The sequence below is a fragment of the Arthrobacter sp. ok362 genome (assembly GCF_900102785.1).
Classification (GTDB): domain Bacteria; phylum Actinomycetota; class Actinomycetes; order Actinomycetales; family Micrococcaceae; genus Arthrobacter.
Genome location: NZ_FNGC01000002.1, coordinates 353229 through 374129, shown reverse-complemented (window position 1 = coordinate 374129; position 20901 = coordinate 353229). Strand labels below are relative to the sequence as shown.

The following is a 20901-nucleotide window of genomic DNA, read 5'->3' as shown; positions in this document are numbered from 1 at the left end:
GAAATTTCCAGCGAATTCACACGGTTCCGGCGACTTCGAATATCGGGACCGACTGCTCCCCGGTCAGGAGCGGATAAGCGCGTCCTCGTCGTTCTCCGCGGCCGGTTCGGCCGCGTTGACGGCGCTTTCCGTGCCCGGGCCGTTCACGGAGGCGCGGGCCGCCGCGAACTTTTCGTTCAGCCGGGAGTGGCGCTGGCCGTAGGCGAAGTAGATCGCGATACCGATCACCAGCCAGATCGCGAAGAAGATCCAGGTTTCCACGGCGAGGTTCGTCATGAGGTACAGGCACAGGACGGCAGAGACGATCGGGAGTACCTTGCCGAACGGGACGCGGAAGGCCGGCTTCAGGTCGGGACGCTTCTTGCGCAGCACCAGGATGCCGAGGCTGACCATCACGAAGGCGGACAGGGTCCCGATATTGATCATTTCCTCCAGCAGGTCCACGTTGGTCAAGCCGGCAACGAGCGCCACTCCGGCGCCGCAGATGATCTGGAGGCGGGCCGGTGTCCCGCGCTCGGCGCTGGTCTTGGACAGGGAGCGTGGAAGCAGGCCGTCGCGGCTCATCGCGAGGACCACGCGGGACAGGCCCATGAGCAGCACCATGATGACGGTGGTAAGGCCCACCAGTGAGCCAAAGGCGATGACCTTGGCGGCGTCGGTATTGCCGACGGCCTCGAAGGCGGTGGTGAGCGTCGGGTTCTTGGCCTCAGCCAGCTGCGTGTAGGACACCATGCCGGTCAGTGCCAGCGACACCAGGATGTACAGCACCGTGACGATCGCCAGGCCACCGAAGATGCCGCGGGGCAGCGTCTTCTGCGGGTTCTTGACCTCTTCGGCCGAGGTGGCGACGACGTCGAAGCCGATGAAGGCGAAGAAGACCAGGGCGGCGCCGGCGAAGATTCCGAGGGTTCCGTACTGGGCGGGGGCCGCACCGGTCAGGAAGCCGAAGAAAGACTGCTTGAGGACATCCGCGGTTCCGGTGCCTCCGGTCGGCTCGGACGCCGGGACGAACGGAGTGTAGTTCTCGACCTTCAAGTAGGTGAAGCCGACGACGATCACGAAGAGGACCACCGCGATCTTGATGAGCGTGAAGATGTTGCCGACGCGGGCAGAGAGCTTGGTCCCGAGAACCAGCAGCACCGTGAAGATAGCAACAATCAGGAAGGCGCCCCAGTAGAGGTCGACGCCGCCCAGGGAGATCGATGGCGGAATGTCCACGCCCATGAGCGCAAAGACTTTGCTGAGGTAGATGCCCCAGTACTTCGCGATCACGGCGCCGGCCGTGAAGAGTTCGAGGATCAGGTTCCAGCCGATAATCCACGCGAGGATCTCACCCATGGTCGCGTACGTGAAGACGTAGGCGGAGCCTGCCACCGGGATCGCCGTCGCAAACTCGGCGTAGCACATGATGGCGAGCGCACAGGTGACGGCGGCGATCGCGAAGGAGATGGTCACGGCCGGGCCGGCAAAATTCGCGGCGGCCTTGGCGCCGACCGAGAAGATCCCGGCGCCCACGGCAACCGCGACCCCCATGATCATGAGGTCCCACGTGCTTAGCGAGCGCTTCAGCTTGCGTCCGGGTTCATCGGCGTCGGACATGGACTGCTCGATGGATTTGGTCCGGAAAAGGTTCATAGGAAAGTCCGCAATCTCGATAACTGGTTTGGAAACAGACCTATTAATAGTAGTGTCCATCCAGTGGGCGGCCCGATTTGTCCCACATAGTGAGACGCCATTCCGGGCGGGGGCGTCCGCGGACCAGCCTCAAAACACCCCGGATCCGGCCCGGATCCGGCCCGGATCCGGCCCGGAACCGGCCCGGATGGGCCTCGGATGGGCCTCAGACGGGCCAGTCCATCAGCGTCGAGCGGATCAGGAACCGCTTGCCTTCCGGGGCTTCGACGGAGAACCCACTCCCCCGGCCCGGAACGACGTCGACAGTCAGGTGCGTGTGGCTCCAGTAGTTGAACTGCTCCCGCGACATCCAGAATTCCAGCGGCTGGGGCTGCAGCCCGTCAGAGACGTCGAACAGGCCCAGCAGAACGTCCGAGTCCCCCGTGATGAACTCCCCTGCCGGATAGCACATCGGTGAGGAACCGTCGCAGCAGCCCCCGGACTGGTGGAACATCAGCGGCCCGTGCTGGAGCCACAGGTTGCGCAGCAGGTCCACGGCCTCCGGAGTGAGCGCCACCCGGGAGAAGTCCTCGCCGGGGCGGGTGACGGCGGCGTCGAGCCTGGTTTGGGTCATCGGGGGTCTCCCTGGCTGGTCCGGAAAGTGGTGCGGGCGGGGCGGATCACTGCCGATCCGCCCCGCCCGGGTCAATGCGGCTTAGAAGAAGCCGAGCTTGTTTTCGTTGTAGCTGACCAGGAGGTTCTTGGTCTGCTGGTAGTGATCCAGCATCATCGCGTGGTTCTCGCGCCCGATGCCGGAGGACTTGTACCCGCCGAACGCGGCACCGGCCGGGTAGGCGTGGTAGTTGTTGACCCACACGCGCCCGGCCTGGATCTCGCGGCCGGCACGGTAGGCGACATTGCCGTTGCGGGACCAGACGCCGGCGCCGAGGCCGTAGAGGGTGTCGTTGGCGATCCCCATGGCGTCGCTGTAATCACTGAAGCGCGTCACCGACACGACGGGTCCGAAGATCTCCTCCTGGAAGATGCGCATCTTGTTGTGGCCTTCGAAAATGGTCGGCTGCACGTAGTAGCCGCCGGCCAGGTCTCCGGACAGCTCGGCGCGGGCGCCGCCGGTGAGGGCTTTGGCACCCTCCTGCTTTCCGATGTCGATGTAGGACAGGATCTTCTCAAGCTGGTCATTGGAGGCCTGGGCGCCGAGCTGGGTCTCGGTATCCAGCGGGTTGCCCTGAATAATCTTCTGGGTGCGGGCCAGTGCGTCGGACATGAACGAGTCGTAGATGCCTTCCTGGACCAGGGCGCGGGACGGGCAGGTGCAGACCTCGCCCTGGTTGAAGGCGAAGAGCGTGAAGCCTTCAAGGGCCTTGTCGTAGAAGGCGTCATTGTTCTCGGCAACGTCGTTGAAGAAGATGTTGGGGCTCTTGCCGCCGAGTTCCAGGGTGACCGGGATCAGGTTCTGGCTCGCGTACTGGCTGATCAGGCGGCCGGTGGTGGTTTCGCCGGTGAAGGCGATCTTGCGGATCCGCGGGCTGGAGGCCAGCGGCTTGCCGGCCTCCACACCGAAGCCGTTGACCACGTTGACCACACCGGCCGGCAGGATGTCGCTGATCAGTTCCATCAGCACCAGGATCGAGGACGGCGTCTGCTCGGCCGGCTTCAGCACCACGGCGTTGCCCGCGGCGAGCGCCGGGGCGAGCTTCCAGACGGCCATGAGGATCGGGAAGTTCCAGGGAATGATCTGCCCGACGACGCCGAGCGGCTCGTGGTAGTGGTAGGCGGTGGTGTCGTCGTCGAGCTGGGAAAGGCGGCCCTCCTGGGCGCGGACGGCGGAGGCAAAGTAACGAAAGTGGTCCGCGGCGAGGGGAATGTCCGCGTTGAGGGTCTCGCGGATCGGCTTGCCGTTGTCCCAGGATTCGGCGACGGCGAGCATCTCGGTGTTCTCATCGATCCGGTCGGCAATCTTGTTCAGGATCGCGGCGCGCTCGGCCACGGAGGTCTTGCCCCAGGACGGCGCGATCTTGTGGGCGGCGTCCAACGCCAGTTCGATGTCCTCGGCGGTGCCGCGGGCCACCTCGCAGAACGCCTTGCCGGTCACCGGGGTGATGTTCTCGAAGTACTGGCCCTTGACCGGGGCAACCCATTCGCCGCCGATCCAGTTTTCGTAGCGGTCCTTGAACGTGACTTTCGAGCCCTCGGTACCGGGCTGGGCGAAAACAGTCATTGCTAGCTCCTTTGCTGTGCAAGATGGGGGCAGCAAGGCGCTTCCGGCCCCCGTTGCACTCAGCGTAGGGGCGCTAAGGTTGCAGTCAGGTTGCAACCGTCCCCACCTGCCCCCTAACCTCGCAAGCTCGGCCAGGGAACCCGGCAGGCGTGGGCCCATGCCTGGTCACCACCCGGATGTCCCGGCACGCTGCAACGGCTCAGGCGCGCAGCTCCCGGTCCAGTCGTTCCAGATCGGCGACGACGGCGGCCCGCTTGGGCGAGCGGGGCGCCAGCAGCTTGAGCGCGGCGGTCCGGACGTCGACGTCGTCCCTTGCCTCGGGCAGCTCGGCGTACTTCAGCAGCGATTCGGGACTGCCGTCGGTCAGCAGGACCTCGCGCATAAGCGCGGAGACCCTGGCCCGAAGTTCCACGATGCCAGGGGCTTCGGAGCGCGGCAGGACGGCGCCGCGGTAGATTTCCAGCGCGATCCGGTGTGCTCCGCGCTGCAGGCAGTTCAGCACCTGCCCGGAGTCCGGAACGAGGTCCAGCGGCAGCCGGTAGGGGCGTGATTCCGGGACGGCGCCGGGATTGAGCTGGTGCAGGACCTTGCGCAGGCGCACCATTTCCGCACGCAGCGTCATGGTGGAGGCTTCCCCGGGGTACAGGAGGGCGCACAGCTCCTCGGCGTTCAGCCCTCCGGGGTGGGTGCTGAGCAGGGCCAGGATCTCACTGTGCCGTGCGGACAGGGCCACGGTGCGGCCGTCGATGCTGAGCAGTGCCTGATCACGGCCGAGCAGCTGCAGGCTGTTGCGGTACAGGCTGTTGGCAGCCGGCACCCCCACCGTTTTCGGCGCGGCCGGGCTTCGTCGCCGGGACGGCGAGGACTGGCCCGCGGCCAGCTGCAGCCGTTCCACCCGCAGGTGCGCCTGGGCCGCGGCGACCGTCGCTTCAACTAGCGACAACGTATGCGGGGCCACCGCCGACTCCGTACCGGTAATGTCCACGACCCCCAGCAAGGCGCCGGAATCCGGATCGTGGAAGGGCACAGCCGTGCAGCTCCACGGATGCACCGAACGCTTGTAGTGTTCTGCACCGGAGATCTGGATGCCCCGGCCGAGGGCCAGCGCGGTGCCCGGGGCGCTGGTGCCGACTGTCGCCTCGGACCAGTCGGCGCCCGGGACAAACATCATGCCCTCGGCCCGACGCTGCAAGGCGGCGTCGCCTTCCACCCAGAGCAGCCTGCCGACCTCGTCCCCCACGGCCACCAGCATCCCGCTGTCATGGCTCGGCAGGACGAGGAGCTTGTGGATCACGGGCATGATGGCCGCGAGCGGATGCTGGCGGCGGTACTCTTCGAGTTCTTCGCGGTCCATGGCCAGCGGCGCCTCGGGGTTGTCCGGGTTGGCCTGCAGTTCCACCGACCGCCGCCACGACTCCTGGACCAGGCTGCTGAGTCCGCGCAGGTGCAGGTCCGCGGGGAAATCGGGTCCCCGCAAGTCCAGTTCCTCGTGCCCGGCACTGGCATGCTGCTGGCGCAGCGCTGCGGAGACCCCGCCTGCTGGCGGTAACAGTGCTGCCGGATGGACCAGATTCCTCATTGAACTCCCACCGGACGGGCTCGACGGCGTGCCGGAGGCCGCCACGTCCGGCCCAGTCTAGTTCCGGGCGGGAAGTTTGGAAACGCACGTCTCTGTTCCTCAGCCAGCACAGCCGGCCGCCTCAGCAGCGGCCCCGGCACGGGCTAGTCGCGCGAAATCTCAATCATGTGTTCGCGCGGCACAACCTTGATGCGCTCCCGTTCGATCCCGTTGGCGGATGCCGCCGCGGACCACTCCGCTCCGAGGGCGAGCTCGTGGGCGTCGAGCTTGATCCACCCTTCCCACGTGGTGTACTCGATGCCCCGCTCCTGGAGCAGGTCGATGATGGCCTGCGGGTCCGGGTTCTGCGCCGGCGGCAGGGTCAGCCGGTCCTCCAGCAGGAAGCCGATGGTCTCCAGCGCGTCGCCCTTGGTGTGGCCGATCAGCCCGACCGGACCGCGCTTGATCCAGCCCGTGGCGTAGATCCCGGGCACGGCGTTTCCCTCGGCATCGAGCACCCGGCCGCCCTCGTTCGGGACAACGCCGCGGCGTGCATCGTATTCCAGCTCATCCAGCGGCGAACCGTGGTAGCCGATCGCCCGGTAGACGGCCTGGACCGGGTAGTCGATGAACTCCCCGGTGCCCTTGACATTCCCGGTGCCGTCCAGCTGCATGCGTTCGAACTTGATGCCGGCGACCTTGCCGGGGTTCGCGGCGTCGTCATGGATCTCGACGGGGCTGTGCAGGAAGTGCAGGTGCAGCCGGCGCGAGGACGGTTCCTCGGCCTCGGCATGCTCCTCGACGAGCCAGTTCGTCAGGGTGTTGACCATGGTCCGTACCTGGTTGTTGCTGCGGATGGCCTCGTCCGAGGCCTCGTCGAAGTCGAAATCCTCCGGGTACAGGACGATGTCCACGTCTTTGGCGTGGCTGAGTTCGCGCAGCTCCAGCGGCGTGAACTTCACCTGGGCCGGGCCGCGGCGGCCAAAAACGTGGACGTCGGTGACCGGCGAATCCTTCAGGGCCCGGTAGACGTTGTCCGGGATTTCGGTGACCAGGAGTTCATCAGCGTGCTTGACCAGCATGCGGGCCACATCGAGGGCCACGTTGCCGTTGCCGATCACCGCAATCTCCTTGGCCTCCAGCGGCCAGTCCCGCGGCACATCGGGGTGGCCGTCGTACCAGGAGACGAAGTCTGCCCCGCCGAAGGAACCCTCCAGGCCGATCCCGGGAATATCCAGGTCCGCGTCCTTGATGGCGCCGGTGGAGAAGATGACGGCGTCGTAGAACGCCCGGAAGTCATGCAGCGTCAGATCCTGGCCATAGGTGACGTTGCCGAGGAACCGGATGTCGCCGCGATCCAGGACCTTGTGCAGCGCGTTGACGATCCCCTTGATCCGCGGATGGTCAGGAGCCACCCCATACCGGATAAGGCCGTACGGTGCCGGATATGCCTCGAAGAGATCGATGCTGACCTGGAAGTCGCCGTCTTTGACCTCATTGGACTTCGTCAGGATGTCCGCGGCGTAGACGCCGGCCGGACCGGCGCCAACAATCGCGACACGGAGGGGACGAGTGGATGGGGATTCGGCCGAGTTGGACACCGGGAGCCCTTCTGAGTCTTAGGGACAGCGCCAGTAGATACAGCGCACAGGCCCCTATTCTAAATGTCGCCGGCTGGCTCGCGCTCCGATCGGCAGGAATAGTCGCCGCACAGGTGGTGTTATTGATCTTGTGCCTAAGCCCGATGGATCCTTCTCCCCCGCCCCACTGACAGCGACGAGCGCCGCAGCCGCTGCAACAGGGTCTGCGCCGGCCCGGCCGGCTGGACCGGCGCAGGTAGACAAGGACACGACGGCGGGGATCCTGTTCGGCATCGGCGCTTACGGGCTCTGGGGACTGCTGCCCCTGTATTTCTTTGTGCTGGCACCCGCCGGCGCCGTCGAGATCGTGGCCAACCGGGTGGTCTGGTCACTTCTGTTTTGCACCCTGCTGATCACCGTCACCCGCTCCTGGCGGGTGCTCGGCGCCGCATTCCGCAACCGCACGGTGATTGGCCCGCTGTCCATCGCCGCAGTTCTGATCGCGGTGAACTGGCTGACGTATACCTACGGCGTGACCACCGGCCAGGCCGTCGAAGCCTCTTTGGGCTATTTCATCAACCCGCTGGTCTCCGTGTTGCTGGGAGTCTTTGTCCTGAAGGAGAAGCTGCGGCCGCTGCAGTGGGCCGCCGTCGGCATCGGTTTCGTTGCCGTCGGAGTGCTGACGGTCTCCTACGGCAAGCTCCCCTGGATCGCGCTGACGCTGGCGCTGAGCTTCGGACTGTACGGATTTGTCAAGAAGCATGTTGGCCCGCGGGCGGACGCGATCACGAGCCTCACCGTGGAGACGATCGTGCTGGCGCCAGTGGCCGCGGCCACGATGATCTTCCTCGCGGTCAGCGGGGCGGCAAGTCTGGCCTCGAACGGTGCGGGGCATTTTTGGCTGCTGGTGGCGTCGGGCGTCATCACCGCGGTCCCGCTGCTGTTCTTCGGGGCCTCTGCCCGCCGGCTGCCGATGACAACGATCGGCCTGCTGCAGTACTTCGCACCTGTCCTGCAGTTCATCGTCGCGCTCGTCGTGTTCAAGGAAACCATGACCCCGGACCGCTGGGTCGGTTTCGGCGTCGTCTGGCTGGCGCTGCTCGTGCTGACGGTGGACATGCTGCACACTGCCCGGAAGAACTCCGTGACCCGAAAATTGGCCCGCGCCGCCGCCTAGCGCTACTACACCGACGGGTTACTGCCTGCGCCCCCTGTGCATTAGTGTCATCATGAGTGCAAACCGTTGGGGCGACATTGAGGATTGCTGGTGCCAGAAGAGGATCGTGAAACTCCGGGCAGGCGCGACATCTCGTCCCTGGACTTCGACAGCAGCGGCATCCTGCGCCTCGAGTGGGCCCGGGACGTCGTGATTGATGCTCCCAACGCCCAACTGGCCATGGATCGTGTCAATGAAGTGTGCGGCGGCCGGCCCACGCCGCTGCTGATCGACATGGCCACCACTGATTCCGTCAGCAGGGCCGCGCGGGCCGTGTTCGCCAAGCGCTGCGACGCCTCGGCAATCGCGCTCCTCGGCTCGTCCGCCGTGGACCGGGTTCTCGCCAATTTCTTCCTGGGCGTGAATTCGGCGCCGGTTCCGACACGCTTTTTCACCAACAGCGATGAGGCGGTCCGCTGGCTGACCGCGCAGGGTCATGACAGGGCGTGAGGATGACCGCCGCCTCGAGGAACTCGTGGACGGCATCGTCGTACTGTCCTCGGGCGATCTGTCGAACCGCCTGCCAGTCTCACCGGCACGGGACGGCATTGACGCCGTCACCACCGGCATCAACCTGCTGGCCGAAGAGCTCCAAAGCATGTACGAGGACCTGGAAGTCCGGGTCGCCGAGCGGACCGCTCTCCTCGAGGCGGCCAAAGCCGAACTCCGGCGCGTCATCAACACCGACGAGCTGACCGGCCTGGCGAGCCGCTCGCTGCTGCAGGAAAAAGCGGCCGAAGCCGTTGCCGGGGCCGGCGCGGGACACCAGCCGGCCCTCATCCTGCTGGACCTCGATTCCTTCCGGCTCATCAACGACAGCCTCGGCCACGCCGCGGGGGACGCCGTGCTGCGCGAAGCGGCCCAGCGGCTTAGCCAGGCGGCCGGGGCCGGCCACCTGATCGCACGCCTCAGCGGCGACGAGTTCGCCGTGCTCGTCGCGGACCAGGACACGGAGGCCGTGCTGCAGATCGCGGCCCGGCTCGGCGAATCGCTGAAGGACAGAATCGTCGCCGGCGGGGTCGCAGTCGGCCTTACGGCAGGAACCGGTGTCCGGCTGGGGGAACCTGGCCTGCGCAGCGAGGAACTCATCCGTGATGCCGACATCGCCATGCATGAGGCCAAGAAACGCGGCCGGGACACCCTCCTGGTCTTTTCCGCGGCCATGCACGATGCCGCCAAGCAGCGCGTCCACCAGGTGGCGGAGCTGAGGACGGCGCTGGCGATGGACCAGCTCGAGCTGGAATACCAGCCCATCATGGACCTGCGCACCGGAGCCATTGCCGGCGCCGAGGCCCTGATCCGCTGGCGCCACCCCGCTTTGGGCCTGCTGGCGCCGGATACCTTCCTCGACGCCGCCGACGAGGCCGGGCTCACCGTGGAAATCGGCCACTGGGTGCTCCGGAACGCCATCGCGCAAACCGGCCGATGGAAGTCCAATCCCGGGCTTCCGGCGGACTTCAGCACGCACATCAATCTCTCCCCTGCGGACCTGCACCACGTCGATCTGGCGCCCTATGTCGAAAGCCTGTTGGCCCGGCACGGCGTCGACCCCTGCCAGGTCTCAATCGAGATCACCGAAACCGCGATCATGCGCGGCGGCCCGGAAGTGGCAGCCACCATGCAGTCGCTCAATGATCTCGGCGTCCGGATCGAGATCGACGACTTCGGCACGGGCTATTCGTCCATCAGCTACCTGCGCACCCTTCCGGCCGCGCAGGCAAAGATCGACAAGTCCCTGCTCCACGGACTGACCACAGACCGGCAACAGGAGGCATTCGTCGCGGCCATCCTGCAACTGATCCATTCGGCCGGACTGGGCGCCGTCGCCGAGGGCATCGAGGACAGGGAGCAAGCGAACAGGCTGCGGCAGCTGAACTGCGAATTCGGTCAGGGGTACTTCTTCAGCCGTCCGCTGCCGGTGTCGGACATGACGGATCTGCTCGCGCACAGAGATGGTCCCCTCGCGTGAGCGGACCGGTTCCGGCGGGCACGCCCAAAACGGACACGCCCAAAACAGCCACACACACAAGCGGGACGGGCCTGCACAGTGCGGCGGACACGCTCCGGCTGGCAGCCAGGGTCGCGGTACTGTCCCTGCACCGTCCCAGCAGCCCGGACCGACGCTGGGATGCCTTCTGGCGCGGAGTCTCCCTTGGTTCCCTCCGGGAACCGATCATCTGGGATGCCGCCCCCGGCGCCGGGAACGAAGAGATCCGGCACCACCTGCAGGCAATGGCCGGCGCGATGGATACCAGCCTTCCCATGATCGATCTCGGCTGCGGGAACGGCTCCATCACACGGCGGCTGACAGAAATCTTCCCCTCGGTCCTAGGCGTCGACGTCTCACCCGAGGCCGTGGCAGCCGCGCATTGCGCGCAGCCGCATGTCCCGGGCCTCAGTTTCCGGAGCCTGGATGCCACGCAGCCGGCCGCGGCAGCCGGGCTGGCGCGCGAACTCGGCGACGCCAACGTCTTTGTCCGCGGCGTGTTCCACATCCTTAGCCGGCGACGGCAGGCATGCCTCGCGGGCTCCATCGAAGCCCTCCTCGGCACCCGGGGACGGATCTACCTCGTCGAGACAAACGTCGCGGGCGGCGCGCTCAGCTACCTGCGGGGGCTGGGCGCCACGGGCGAGAAGATCCCCGGACCGCTCCGCCAGGCCATTTCTGCCCTGCCGAAACCGGGCCAATTCGGTGCCGGGCAACGCTCGCGCGTGTTTCCCGCGGACCGCTGGACCCTCATCGCGGAGGGTGCCACCGTCCTGAGGACCAACCCGATGGAGGCCGGTGGACCGCCCGGCAGCATTCCCGCGTACTGGGCGGTCCTGGCCCCGCGGCCTCAGACCTCCGGGAACGTATCCACTCGCTGGTAGTCGCGCGGGACCACGACCATCGGAACGGGGAGCGCCCGCAGCACCTTGTAGGCCGTGCTGCCGATGAACAGCTTGTACTTCTCCGCCAGGCGGGAGGACCCGACAATCATGACCTCGCCGTCGTCCCATTCCAGATCGTCGATTGCTTCCTCGATCGTGCGGCCGTGGGCGACCTCCACACTGACGTGGTGGCCCTCTGGCAGACGGGCCGCGGCGGCGGTCAGAACGGTGTTGGCGTGGATGTGGGCAGCGTTGACGTTTTCCCCACCGTCTCCCTCTACGTCCAGTTCCACGAGGGAGACCAGCCGAAGGGGGACGCCGCGGCGCTCGGCGGATTCGATCGCGACATCGATCGCCGCCTCCGCTCCGACGCGCTGGCCCACCGCGAGGGTCAGGCGCGTGACGGCTTCGGTCCTGCGGTAGCCGCGCGGCGCCAGGGCCACCGGAACCGGGGCGGCGTGCAGCAGGGCGTTGGCCACGTTACCTACGGTATGGCGCTTAAACAGGCCACTGCTTGCCGCACCCACCACAATCAGGCCGGCCCTGTACTCGAGTGCGGCTTCGATCAGGCCAGCTGCGAACGATTCCGCCTGGCGGACATGGAAGTGCGCCTCCAGGCCCTCAGGGACCAGTTCCATTCCCTGGCGTTCCGCGGAAAGGACCTGCTGCTCCGCGGCGCTGACCCGGTTTCCTTCCGGGTTCATCGCCACATAGGGCGTGTGCCGGTCCACCACATAGACCAGGTCGAGATGCGCTCCCTGTGCGCGGGCCATGGCCGACGCCAGTGCGATGGCGTCCGCGCCGCGTTCGGTGGGTGTATAGCCGACTACGTATCGCATGTGTGAACCCCTTATGGGTCTGTGGCAGACGCCAGCTGCGCCCGGGGATTCCGGGCGACGTCGGCCGGTCTGCGCTCCTGCAGTGGATAGGAACGACTCTAGTCCAGCGGGGCCCGAAAGGTGGTGACTAATGGCCCTGAGCAGCACATTCTTCCTGGCCTAGGCTGAGATGGTCGAGGGAGCCCGTCATGACCGCCATTCGCAACCGCAGGACCGGGTCGCGGACCGCGGGGCTGGGAACTCTGACGCTCCTGCTGGTCCTGACTGCCTGCACGCCGCCGGCCCCGCAGCCCTCCGCCGGCAGCCAGCCGCCGTCGCAGTCCCCGTCCGCCACCGCGGCGGCCAGCCTGTCGGCGACCGGTGACGCTGACGAAACGGCACCGCCGCAACCCGGCGACAAAGTGATCTCCTCCACGGTCACCCACAACTGGTCAGTGCCGGGGCCGACCCCTCCGTTCCACACGGACCACGAGAACCCTGTGCCGATTGCGCCACCGCCGGCGGCACCGCTGCCGACGCTGTACGCGATCGGCGCGGGCCAGCACGCCTCCGACACTCCGCCGTATGACCAGCTGAGCTTCCGGTTCGCCGGCGGATTCCCCAGCTACGACGTCGAGATGGTCCCCGAGCTCGTCAATGACGGCAGCGGCCTGCCCATCCCGATGCCCGGCACGGGAACCATCCTCGAGGTGACGTTCCGCGGAGCCCAGTCGCACACCGCGGACGGCACGGCCAGCACCGTGACCAGCGCGCCTGCACCGGCCATCGGCTACCAGGCGCTCACCAGCTACGCGCCAGCCGGAGACTTCGAGGGCGTGCTGAGCTACGGAATCGGCGTCGGACGTCCGATGAGCACGATCCCTGAGACAAAGGTGCGGGTCACTGAGGTGGAGAAGATCGACCAGGGCCAGCACCTGTACGTGGTGGCGATCCAGCTGGACGCGACCGCCTGGAAGTAGGGCCGGCAGAAGCCGAAAAAAGACGGAACGGCGGAAACAGCGGAGACGGCGGAACAGCCGAACGGCGGAAACAGCGGGACCAAAGAAACAACGGAGGAGCCGCGGACGATGTGTCCGTGGCTCCTCTGTTGTGTCGCCCGCCGTTTCCGGCGGGGCCGGTCTCCGGGAAGGGATTGCCTTCCCGGCAGCTCATTGGGCCGTGGGCTAGGCGTTCGCCTTGACGGCCGCGGCCAAGACCGCGAGGCCGTCCAGCAGCAGCTCGTCGCTGATTACCAGCGGCGGCAGCAGCCGGATGACGTTGCCGTAGGTCCCGCAGGTGAGGATGATGACGCCCTCCTTGAGGCAGGCTGCGGCGACGGCCTTGGTCAGCTCCGGGTTGGGCTCCTTGGAACCGGCCTGGACGAGTTCAATGGCCAGCATGGCGCCGCGGCCGCGGACGTCACCGATCACGGACTGCTCAGTTGCGAGTTCGCGCAGCTTGCCGAGGGCGATCTCCTCGATGTGCTTGGCGCGGCCGTTGAGGTCGTACTGCTCCATCGAACCGATCGAGGCCAGCGCGGCAGCGCACGCCACCGGGTTGCCGCCGTAGGTGCCGCCGAGGCCGCCCGGGTGGACGGCGTCGAGGAGGTCGGCGCGGCCGGTGATGGCGGAGAGCGGCATGCCGCCGGCGATGCCCTTGGCCATGGTGATGATGTCCGGGACAACACCTTCGTGGTTCACGGCGAACCATTCGCCGGTGCGGCAGAAGCCGGACTGGACCTCATCAGCGATGAAGACGATGCCCTTCTCCTTGGCCCAGTCCGCCAGCGCGGGCAGGAACCCGTCGGCGGGGACAATGAAGCCGCCCTCGCCCTGGATGGGTTCGATGATGATCGCGGCAACCTGCTCGCCGCCAATCTGCTTCTCGATCATGGTGATGGCGCGCTTGGCGGCCTCGGCACCGGTGATCTCCGGGTTTTCCTCGCGGTACGGGTAGCTCATCGGCATGCGGTAGACCTCGGGCGCGAACGGGCCGAAGTTGGTCTTGTACGGCATGGCCTTGGCGGTCAGCGCCATGGTCAGGTTGGTGCGGCCGTGGTAGGCGTGGTCGAACGCGACGACGGCGTCCCGGCCGGTGGCCAGGCGGGCCACCTTGACGGCGTTCTCGACAGCCTCGGCGCCGGAGTTGAACAGCACCGTGCGCTTTTCGTGGTCGCCCGGGGTGAGGCGGTTCAGCTGCTCGGCCACGGCGACGTAGCCTTCGTACGGGGTGACCATGAAGCAGGTGTGGGTGAAGTGCTCCACGGCTTCCTTCACGGCGCCGACGACGGCGGGGTCCGAGGCGCCGACGCTCGTCACCGCGATGCCGGCGCCGAGGTCGATGAAGGAGTTGCCGTCGACGTCGTGGATGATGCCACCGTCGGCGTCGGCCACGAAGACCGGGACGCTGGACGCGACGCCGGCGGCGACGACCGCCTTGCGGCGCTCGGTAAGGGCAACGGACTTGGGACCGGGGAAGTCGGCCTGGACGCGGCGTTTCTGCTCGAGCCGGTAGGTGATGTCATGTGCGGTGGTGGTCATGGGAAAACCTTTCTAAGCGTGCGGTTGAGGCGCGCGAGTTATGCGTCAGGGTGGGCTGGGCGGCCGCGTTACGCGACGGCGTTATGCGTCCAACGCACTCATGACGTGCTTGATGCGGGTATAGTCCTCGACGCCGTACATGGACAGGTCCTTGCCGTAGCCGGACTGTTTGAAGCCACCGTGCGGCATTTCGGCGGTGAGAAGAATGTGGGTGTTGATCCAGACGGCGCCGAAGTCGAGGTCCCGGCTAAGGCGCATGGCGGTGCCGTGGTTGGACGTCCAGACGCTGGAGGCCAGGGCGTACTCGACGTCGTTCGCCAGCTCCACTGCCTCGTCCTCGGTGCTGAACTTCTGCACCGTGATGACCGGGCCGAACGTTTCCTTCTGGACAATGTCATCGGTCTGCTTGGCGCCGGTGACAATCGTGGGCTCGAAGAAGAAGCCCTTCTCGCCCGCGCGGTGGCCGCCGGTCTCGATCTTGCAGTTCGCCGGCAGGTGCTCGACCACGGAGGTGACCGCGTTGAAGTGGTTGACGTTGTTCAGCGGGCCGAAGTAGTTGTCTTCGTCGTTCTGCGAGCCCGTGTGCAGGGTCTTGGTGTGCTCCACCATGGCGGCGACGACGTCGTCGTGCACCGAATCCTGAACCAGGACCCGGGTGATTGCCGTGCAGTCCTGGCCGGCATTGAGGAAGGCGAACTCAGCGATCGCCGCGGCGCTCTTCTTGATGTCGGCGTCGGCGAACACAATGGCCGGGGCCTTGCCGCCGAGTTCCAGGTGGGCGCGCTTGAGTCCCCTGGCGGCGCCCGAGGCGACGGCGATGCCGGCGCGGACGGAACCGGTGATGGAGACCAGGCCCGGGACCTTGTGCTCCACCATCATGGCGCCGGTCTCGCCGGTGCCCAGGACAACGTTCAGGACGCCGGCCGGGAAGATCTCACCGGCGAGCCGGGCCAGCACCAGGGTGGATTCCGGGGTGGTGTCCGAGGGCTTGAGGACCACGGTGTTGCCGGCGGCCAGGGCGGGGCCGATCTTCCAGATGGCCATCAGGAACGGGTAGTTCCACGGGGCAACCTGGGCGACGACGCCGATCGGTTCCCGCCGCACGTAGGAGGTGTGGCCTTCGAAGTACTCGCCGGCGGACTTGCCTTCCATGATGCGGGCGGCGCCGGCGAAGAAGCGCAGCTGGTCGGCGCCCGCGGCCACTTCCTCGGAGGCGATCAGGGAGCGGACCTGGCCGGTGTTGCGGTGCTGGGCCTCCACGAGCTCGTCGCTGTTGGCCTCGACGGCATCCGCGAGCTTGAGCAGCATGAGCTGCCGCTGCCCGGGCGTGGTGTGCTTCCAGGTCTTGAAGGCGTTTTTGGCTGCCGTCATGGCGGCATCGACGTCGGCCTGCACCGAGATCGGCGCCTGTGCCACCACGTCGCCGTTGGTGGGGTTCACGATGGGCAGCAACCCTGTGCCGGCGGGGGTGACAAACTCGCCGTTGATGAAGTTCTGCAAGGTTTGAACCACGGTGTACAACCTCTTTCTTACTGCCAATGACGGATGTGTGACTGGTCACGAGCCTATGCCAGCTGGGCAAGTCAGGGAATAGGCACCTGCACACCATGCCCGCCACCCTTTAGTGCGCTTGACCAGCACCCGGCTATCCTTAATCCATGGCCATTTCACTCGCCGCCCTGCTGGGAGTTCCGTCCCTGAATCTCACCAAGGCCGGCCTCGCCGAAACCACCTGGCACCAGGACATTCTCTGGGTGGCCGTCACCGAACAGGAGGATCCGCAGCGGTTCCTCAACGGCGGCGAACTGATCCTGACGACGGGAATGCGGCTCAAGAGCGCCGCGGAGCAGCGCCGGTTCGTGCGTCAGGTCCAGCGGGCAGGTGCGGTGGGAATCGGGTTCGGGGTCGGCCTGACGCACGACGCCGTGCCGCCTGCCCTGATCGCCGAGGCCAACCGATGGGGGCTGCCGGTGGTGGATGTGCCGTACGAAACGCCTTTTATCGCGATCGGAAAGCTCGTGGCCGACGCCCAGTCTGCGGACCACCTGGTCAAACTCGAGCGGCTCATCGCCGGGCACCAGATCCTGGCCCGCGCCCTGCTGACCGGCGGCGGCCTGGCCGAACTCCTGAAACACCTCGGCTCGATGCTGCGCACCGAGATCATCCTGACCCAGTTCACCGCCCAGCTGTACAACAGCGTGCCCGGCCACCCGGCGCCCAAGGCGGAGGGCTGGGCGTCCTACCCCATCCCCACGGGCCGCCGCGACGCCTGCACCCTGTGGGTGAAGCAGCCGTTCGAGGACTCGGGCATCGTGGGGTACGCCCAAAACCTGATCAGCGTTGAACTCAACAACATGGTCAAGCAGCGGCAGGCCCAGCGGGCGCTGGCCGGCCAGGTCCTCGACGACGTCATCCACGGGACGCTGGAGGCCAGCGAAGCCACCCGGCGCCTCGCCGGGGTCGGCATCAACAGCACCCGCAAGAACGTGGTCCTGCTCGCCGAATCGGCCGCCCACCAGAAACAGCTGGGGAGTTCTTCCCTGCCCCAGCCGCTCGAGGCGGCGGTCAGCGCCGTCGTCGGGAAGGACCTCGTGGTGGTGATGCCCGACGACGGCAGCGGCGCCAGCGCCCTCGCCCGCAGCCTCAGCGACCACCTGGCCGAGGCCGGGATCCACGCGACGATCGGCCTTGGCGGGGCCTACACCAAGCCCAACGGCCTGCGCTGGAGCTACTTCGAGGCACGCGACGCGGCCAGCCACGGCCTGCCGGTCAACGAGCCCGAGCGGCTGAGCCTGACCTCGCTGCTGCTGGCCAGCGAGGACGTTCCGCTGGCGGACATGGCCAACGAATCGCTGAACCCCCTGCGCGCCTTTGACGCGGCGCACGGCGCAGAACTCATGGCCACGCTGGAAAGCTATCTCCACAACAACGGCTCGGTGGCCGCCGTCGCCGAGGAACTCACCCTGCACCGCAATACGGTCCGCTACCGGTTGGCGCAGATCACCGAGCTCACCGGCTACGACCCCGCCCAGACACCGGACCGGGTGCAACTCTGGCTCGCGCTGGCGGTGCAGCGGCTCAGCGCCCGGCACCCGCGCTGACAACCACTGCCTGCACCGGCGGCGCCTTCGGCGAACGTGTCACTTGCCGAGATATTCGCCACTAAAGACTGAGTCTCAAACATCAAACGTCTAACCTTTGAAGATGATGAGTATGGCTAGCGGCACGGCGGTTTCCGCACTTTCCCAGACAGCTCCACCCGGAGCGGTCCGCCCGCGCGGCGTGATCGTGGCCGGCGTCGTGGCGCTCGTGCTCATCGGGCTGAACCTGCGCGCCGGCATCACCGGCGCCGCCGCGCTCTTCCACGATCTGCAGGCTGTCCTGGGCTACGGCCCGCTGATCGCAGCCCTGATCCCCTCGATCCCCACGCTGTGTTTCGCGGTGGCCGGTGCTGCCACGTCCTGGCTTACCCGGCAGCTGGGACTGGAAAAGGCCATCCTGCTCTCCCTCGTGATGCTGGCGGCAGGGCTGCTTCTCCGCGGAGTTCCGTCCACCGGGATGCTGCTGGCCGGCACCGTGGCGGGGATGTCCGGGCTGGCCATCTGCAACGTGGCCATGCCCTCCTTCATCAGGGTGCATTTCGCGGACCGCACGTCCCTCATGACCGCCGTCTACACGTTGACCATGACCACAGGCGCTACCGTCACCGCCGTGCTGATCGTTCCGGTGGCGCAGGCCCTTGGCTCACCCTCGGCGGGCGTCGGTTCAATCGGTTTCCTGGCCCTGGGCGCCTGCCTCGGCTTCATTCCGATCGCGGTGCACGCCCACCGCAACGCGTCCGCCGGAAAGGCCGCCCGGGTTTCCCCATGGCCCCTGCTGCGGACCCGCACCGGCGCGCTGATCACCCTCGGCTTCACGGTGCAGGCACTCCTGGCCTATGCCGTGCTCAGCTGGTTCCCCTACATGCTGGCCACGATGGGCCTCACCGCCTCCGGCAGCGGGCTCATGTTCGGACTCATGCAGCTCGTCTCCGTCCCCGCCGGCATGGTGCTGGTCGCCATCGGCTCACGCCCCCGGATGCTGCGGACGGCGTTCTACCTGGCCACCGTGACCATGGCCCTCGGCGTCCTGGCCATGCTGGTCCTGCCAGCTGCCTGGGCTCCACTGACCGCGGTGCTGCTGGGCTTCGGTCTCGGCATCTTCCCGCTGGTCATGGTGATGATCAGCCGCAGCGGCCGCACCACGGCCGAGACCACCGCGCTGTCCACCGTGGCCCAGTCCGCAGGGTATCTGTTCGCGACCCTCGGGCCGTTCGGCATGGGCCTGCTGCACAGCGCCACCAACTCCTGGACGCTTCCCTTGGCCCTCCTGCTGGCAGTGGCCCTCGGCCAGATCGCGGTAGGCCATCTCCTGTCGGCGGGACCGAAGCAGCTGCGGGCCAAGGAGCTGCGGGCCAAAGAACTGCGGGCCGCCGCTTCGCACTCCTCAGACGGAACTTCGCCCGTTTCAGAAGGAACACTGCGATGACACTCACTGCCTCGCACCGGCCACCGTTGGCGGAGGAGATCACTGCCAAGCTGCGGGCCCTGATCCACTCGGGCGAGTGGCCGCTGCAGCAGCGCATTCCGGCCGAACCTGAATTGATGGCCGCGTTCGGGGTCTCCCGCGGCACGCTCCGCGAGGCCATCAAAGCGCTCGCCCACAGCGGAATGCTCGAGGTCCGCCGCGGGGACGGCACGTACGTCCGCGCCACGAGCGAGATCGCAGGCGCCACGCAGCGGATGTATGAGGACCACTCCCAGGAGCACATCCTCGAGGTCCGGGTCGGGCTGGACACCCAGGCGGCCCGGCTTGCTGCCCGTCACGCGACGGCCGACGACCTCACCGCCCTGCGCGGCTTGCTCACCGCACGCCGTGCCGCCTGGTTGGCCGAGGACTATCCCGCGTGGGCCCGCGCCGACTGGGACTTCCATGTGCTCGTGGCGCAGGCGTCCGCCAACCCGCTGCTGTATGAGCTGTACGTCAGCTTCGGCAGCGTTTTCCACAATGATCTGCTCCGCCAGCAGCGGCGGGGAGGTTTCAACGGCCTGCCGCTCGAGGGCCACGACGAACTCGTGGCCGCGATTGCCGCCCGGGACGAGACCGCCGCCGTCGAGAGCGTCACCCGGAACCTGAACTCCTGCGCGGAATGGCTCCAAGAGTAGCCTCTAGGGTTTTCCCAAGGTGGCCGGAAGATGCTTCTGTCTCAGTGGCGGCCGCCACTCGCGCACCGGCCTCGCGGCCAGGCTCGCGACCACGCGGATTCCCGTCATCATCGGCGTCAACGCCGAGTCCAGACGGCCGGCCCCTGCGCCCAGCAGCAGGGGCCGGCTCGACTGTGGCACGTGGTTCCGCGGGCACGTCAATAGGGTCTTAGTGCCGTAGACCGGGCCCCGACCTCGGTCAACACTAAGAGTGGTAGGACGCTATACGAGGGTGCCCGCGACAAGGGTGCCTGCACTTCAGGCCCAGTCCCGGGGACGAAGATGCCGGCCTCAGCGAATGACGGTCTCCTCGGGTGCCAGTCTTGCCGGGTGTTGTGAATTGCCCCAGCAAGTACGCCGCCAGGAGGTCGACAGTGGGCAAGAAGAAGAAAAAGAACAAGGGCTCCGACGGTCAGGACGAGCAGTCCACGACAAAGATGCGGCGCAAGGAGTACGAGGCGGAGATGACCGTCCTCCAAGGCGAGCTGGTCGCCCTGCAGGAGTGGGTAAAGTCCACCGGAGCCAAGATCTGCATCGTGTTCGAGGGCCGCGACACGGCAGGCAAGGGCGGAACGATCAAACGCATTGTCGAGCGGGTGAGCCCCCGGGTGTTCCGGGTGGTGGCGCTCCCCACACCGACGGAGCGGGAGAAATCCCAGATGTACCTCCAGCGCTATATGTCGCACTTCCCGGCGGCCGGCGAGGTGGTCATCTTTGATCGCAGCTGGTACAACCGTGCGGGCGTGGAGCGCGTAATGGGCTTCTGCACCCCGGAGCAGACCGAGAAGTTCCTCACTTTGGTCCCAATGGTTGAGAAGGCGATGGTCGACTCCGGAATGATCCTGCTCAAGTACTGGCTGGAGGTCAGCCCCGACGAGCAGACCCGGCGGCTAGAGAGCCGCATGGACGATCCTCGCAAGACCTGGAAGCTGTCGCCGATGGACCTGAAATCCTACAGCCGGTGGTACGACTACTCCAGGGCCAGGGACGCCATGTTCGAGACAACGGACACCGCTTGGGCGCCCTGGTACGTAGTGAACAACGACGTCAAGAAGCGCGGCCGGCTCAACATCATCAGCCATATTCTCAGCCAGGTGCCCTACGAGCCGTTCCCGGGGCTCGACGTCGAGCTCCCCAAGCGTCAGAAGGCCGGCGACTACCGTGAACCCACCCTGGCCGTCCGGCACATCCCGACACCGTTCTGAGCAGCGTCCCGGCGATG

The 20901-nt window shown here is 66.9% G+C and carries 17 protein-coding genes; 9 read left to right on the top strand and 8 right to left on the bottom strand.

All coding sequences use genetic code 11. The annotated features are described in order from the left end of the window. Positions 1 to 63 precede the first annotated feature (63 nt). The 5 genes from BLQ10_RS04185 to BLQ10_RS04165 form a co-directional block, all read right to left on the bottom strand. On the bottom strand, positions 64 to 1635 hold the full coding sequence (locus BLQ10_RS04185) for an amino acid permease (RefSeq protein WP_091558711.1): 1572 nt from the start codon (positions 1633 to 1635) through the stop codon (positions 64 to 66). A 205-nt stretch (positions 1636 to 1840) separates the two neighbouring features. Next, a complete protein-coding gene (locus tag BLQ10_RS04180; RefSeq protein ID WP_091558708.1) occupies positions 1841 to 2248 on the bottom strand; it encodes a DUF779 domain-containing protein in 408 nt (135 codons plus the stop codon). A gap of 81 nt (positions 2249 to 2329) precedes the next feature. Further along, positions 2330 to 3853 carry an acetaldehyde dehydrogenase ExaC gene (locus BLQ10_RS04175; RefSeq protein ID WP_091558707.1) on the bottom strand — a complete coding sequence of 508 codons (1524 nt, stop codon included), beginning with the start codon at positions 3851 to 3853 and terminating at the stop codon, positions 2330 to 2332. 199 nt (positions 3854 to 4052) lie between these two features. Beyond that, positions 4053 to 5432 (bottom strand): GAF domain-containing protein, encoded by a 1380-nt coding sequence (locus BLQ10_RS04170; protein WP_091558704.1) that lies wholly within the window; start codon positions 5430 to 5432, stop codon positions 4053 to 4055. A 143-nt stretch (positions 5433 to 5575) separates the two neighbouring features. Further along, positions 5576 to 7012: an FAD-dependent oxidoreductase gene (locus BLQ10_RS04165; RefSeq protein WP_091558703.1), complete on the bottom strand. Its 1437-nt coding sequence runs from the start codon at positions 7010 to 7012 to the stop codon at positions 5576 to 5578. A 130-nt stretch (positions 7013 to 7142) separates the two neighbouring features. Between BLQ10_RS04165 and rarD the strand changes: the two genes are divergently transcribed. From rarD to BLQ10_RS04145, 4 genes are all read left to right on the top strand, one after another. Next, a complete protein-coding gene (gene rarD / locus BLQ10_RS04160; protein ID WP_091558701.1) occupies positions 7143 to 8168 on the top strand; it encodes an EamA family transporter RarD in 1026 nt (341 codons plus the stop codon). A gap of 84 nt (positions 8169 to 8252) precedes the next feature. Next, entirely contained in the window at positions 8253 to 8657 is a 405-nt protein-coding gene (locus BLQ10_RS04155; protein ID WP_091558700.1) for a DUF7793 family protein, read from the top strand. Next, positions 8644 to 10176 (top strand): putative bifunctional diguanylate cyclase/phosphodiesterase, encoded by a 1533-nt coding sequence (locus tag BLQ10_RS04150; RefSeq protein WP_091558698.1) that lies wholly within the window; start codon positions 8644 to 8646, stop codon positions 10174 to 10176. Before BLQ10_RS04155 ends, BLQ10_RS04150 begins: the two co-directional genes overlap by 14 nt. Next, on the top strand, positions 10173 to 11078 hold the full coding sequence (locus BLQ10_RS04145; RefSeq protein WP_091558695.1) for a class I SAM-dependent methyltransferase: 906 nt from the start codon (positions 10173 to 10175) through the stop codon (positions 11076 to 11078). The genes BLQ10_RS04150 and BLQ10_RS04145 overlap by 4 nt, the downstream gene beginning before the upstream one ends. Here the strand turns inward: BLQ10_RS04145 and BLQ10_RS04140 are convergent. Beyond that, complete coding sequence (locus tag BLQ10_RS04140; protein ID WP_091558694.1) at positions 11045 to 11917, bottom strand: universal stress protein; 873 nt, start codon at positions 11915 to 11917, stop codon at positions 11045 to 11047. The two genes, BLQ10_RS04145 and BLQ10_RS04140, sit on opposite strands and share 34 nt — an antisense overlap. A gap of 188 nt (positions 11918 to 12105) precedes the next feature. Here BLQ10_RS04140 and BLQ10_RS04135 point away from each other — a divergent pair, with 188 nt between their 5' ends. Beyond that, on the top strand, positions 12106 to 12876 hold the full coding sequence (locus BLQ10_RS04135; protein WP_091558691.1) for an AMIN-like domain-containing (lipo)protein: 771 nt from the start codon (positions 12106 to 12108) through the stop codon (positions 12874 to 12876). 204 nt (positions 12877 to 13080) lie between these two features. Here the strand turns inward: BLQ10_RS04135 and gabT are convergent, their stop codons facing one another. After that, on the bottom strand, positions 13081 to 14436 hold the full coding sequence (gabT, locus tag BLQ10_RS04130; protein ID WP_091558688.1) for a 4-aminobutyrate--2-oxoglutarate transaminase: 1356 nt from the start codon (positions 14434 to 14436) through the stop codon (positions 13081 to 13083). 81 nt (positions 14437 to 14517) lie between these two features. Then, a complete protein-coding gene (locus tag BLQ10_RS04125; protein WP_091558876.1) occupies positions 14518 to 15948 on the bottom strand; it encodes a gamma-aminobutyraldehyde dehydrogenase in 1431 nt (476 codons plus the stop codon). Positions 15949 to 16094: 146 nt separating this feature from the next. Between BLQ10_RS04125 and BLQ10_RS04120 the strand changes: the two genes are divergently transcribed. The 4 genes from BLQ10_RS04120 (at position 16095) to ppk2 (ending at position 20884) form a co-directional block, all read left to right on the top strand. Further along, positions 16095 to 17537 carry a PucR family transcriptional regulator gene (locus BLQ10_RS04120; RefSeq protein ID WP_091558685.1) on the top strand — a complete coding sequence of 481 codons (1443 nt, stop codon included), beginning with the start codon at positions 16095 to 16097 and terminating at the stop codon, positions 17535 to 17537. 112 nt (positions 17538 to 17649) lie between these two features. Next, positions 17650 to 18963, top strand: a complete 1314-nt coding sequence (locus BLQ10_RS04115) for an MFS transporter (RefSeq protein WP_254785394.1) — start codon at positions 17650 to 17652, stop codon at positions 18961 to 18963. After that, complete coding sequence (locus BLQ10_RS04110; protein WP_091558680.1) at positions 18960 to 19640, top strand: FadR/GntR family transcriptional regulator; 681 nt, start codon at positions 18960 to 18962, stop codon at positions 19638 to 19640. Before BLQ10_RS04115 ends, BLQ10_RS04110 begins: the two co-directional genes overlap by 4 nt. 413 nt (positions 19641 to 20053) lie before the next feature. Continuing rightward, on the top strand, positions 20054 to 20884 hold the full coding sequence (gene ppk2 / locus BLQ10_RS04105) for a polyphosphate kinase 2 (RefSeq protein WP_091558677.1): 831 nt from the start codon (positions 20054 to 20056) through the stop codon (positions 20882 to 20884). Positions 20885 to 20901 lie beyond the last annotated feature (17 nt).